This window comes from Sphingobium wenxiniae (assembly GCF_007830065.1).
In the GTDB taxonomy this organism is placed as follows: domain Bacteria; phylum Pseudomonadota; class Alphaproteobacteria; order Sphingomonadales; family Sphingomonadaceae; genus Sphingobium; species Sphingobium wenxiniae.
This window is the reverse complement of sequence record NZ_VLKK01000066.1, coordinates 1-1932: the sequence shown is the minus strand read 5'-3', so window position 1 is coordinate 1932 and position 1932 is coordinate 1. Positions and strand designations below refer to the sequence as shown.

Below are 1932 nucleotides of genomic sequence, written 5' to 3'. Positions count from 1 at the left end.
AGTACCGCCTCAATTGGTGGCGCTTCGCAGAACCTCGACCGAGGCTTCGTGCAGCCATCAGCGGTCTCCGGCGCTACATCGTCACCAGCGAAACAGCTACGGAGAGGTTCTTCAAGTTTATTCCCAGTGCGGGCCGTCTCGTGGATGGCTCAGTTATAGCGATTGCGTCCGACGACCCCTATGTTCTCGGCGTGGTCTCGAGCACAGCGCACACCGTGTGGGCGCTTCGTGCGGGCGGGCGGATGGGGTCGGGCGACGATCCGCGTTATCAAAATGAAACCTGTTTTGATCCGTTTCCCTTTCCGCCGAGCGTGCCGGAACTGGAGCAGAGGATTCGGATTGCAGCGCGCAAATTGGACAGGTTGCGCCGGAAGGTTCTAGCGCGCCATTCGGATCTGACCCTGACAGCACTTTATACCACGCTCGCCCGTATGCGAGATGCCAAGGGTGGAGTTCTTGATCCCAAATACCGGTCCATCGCCGAACGCGGCGAAGTCTCGCTCATCCGCCATTATCACCAACAGATACGGCCGCTTCGCGGACTGCGAGCTAAACTTTCGGTCCGGCGACCCCGACCTCCACATCATCTATGGGGCGAACGAAGCCGGCAAGACGACCTCGCTGGCGGCGGTGTCAGACCTCCTTTTCGGATTCCCCCAGCGGTCGCCGTACAACTTCATGTTCGATTACATCCTCCTCAGGGTCGGTGCGGTACTGGAGGACGGTAGTCGGACGTTCGCGTGCCGCCGGAAAAAGGGTACGGCCGGCACGCTGCTTGACACGAATGACGCAGCGATCGACGAGGCTCCCCTTGCCTCGATGCTGAAAGGGCAGACCCGCGAAACCTTCAGCCTCTCCTTCAGTCTCGACCAGGATGCCCTGCGCTCGGGAGGCAAGGCAATGGTAGAAGCCAAGAACGACCTCGGCCGCACGTTGTTCGCCGCGGGTTCTGGCCTCACCGGCGTCGCCGACGAGCTCAAGAAGCTCGAAGGCGAGGCCGATGCCATCTGGGCGCCTACGACGTCCCAGCGACGCAGCTTTACCTTCGCGCACCGCCAGCTCGCCGAAGCCACCAAGACGATCCGAGACGCAGCTCTCAAGCCCAAGTCCTGGTCTGACGCACGGAACGCGATGCTGGAGGCACAGGCCGCACTCAATCTGGCTCGAGACGCCCGCGACGTGGTCCAAACGGAGCTGAGGGCTGCAGACCGCGTAAGGCGGCTCGCCCCGCTCGTACGGCTGCGCGACGAGCAGACCGAGACCCTGCTCGGCTACGAAACCATCGTTGATCTCAGTGTGCAACGCGAGGACGAGGCGGAACGCGTGATCCGCGAGGCCGAGGAGGCCCAGCGCCAGAGGTCGACCGCAGAGCAGCTAAAGGCTGACGCGGAAAACCGTCGGGACAAAATCGAGGCCGATCCGACCCTTTTGGAAAAGGCGGACGAGATCGACCAGCTCATCGCGGACGGGGGCGCCGTCGCGAAGGCCGCGCAGGATCTAGTCCGGCGCGAGGCGGAGCTCGTCGTCGCGGAGGCGCTGACTCGCCGTTTGAGGGCCGAAGCGGGACCCAACGCGGACGCCACACCTTCACGCGCTTTGGCGGCAAAGTTGCGCGACCTCTCCCGGACTCACGGCGAGAACGCCGCCGCGAGAAGGCAGATCGCCGAGAGCCGGAACGATCTCGACGACCGAAGGAAGCGCGCGCAGGACCGGCTCGATGGTGCATCGGCCGCCGCGGCTTCCGAGGCGCTCATTGATGCGGTCGACGCCGCACGCGCGCTCGGATCGGATGCCGACGCTCGTTGCGAAGGAGCCGGCCTTAGGGTCGAAGCGTTGGCATCGTCGCTGCCCGCCCTGCTCACCCGCCTTTCGCCGTGGACGGGCGGAATCGACGAGCTGCTGGTGCTACCCGAGGTGGGCGACGAGGAGATC

Annotated in this window: 1 protein-coding gene and 1 pseudogene; both read left to right on the top strand. The window is 64.2% G+C overall.

The genetic code is table 11. The features are described from left to right. Window positions 1–140: 140 nt before the first annotated feature. A pseudogene (locus tag IQ35_RS21840) lies at window positions 141–296 on the top strand (hypothetical protein); the annotation flags it as partial. A gap of 160 nt (window positions 297–456) precedes the next feature. Next, window positions 457–1932: ATP-binding protein (locus IQ35_RS20785; RefSeq protein ID WP_242003441.1), on the top strand; the 1476-nt coding region annotated here is incomplete at its 3' end.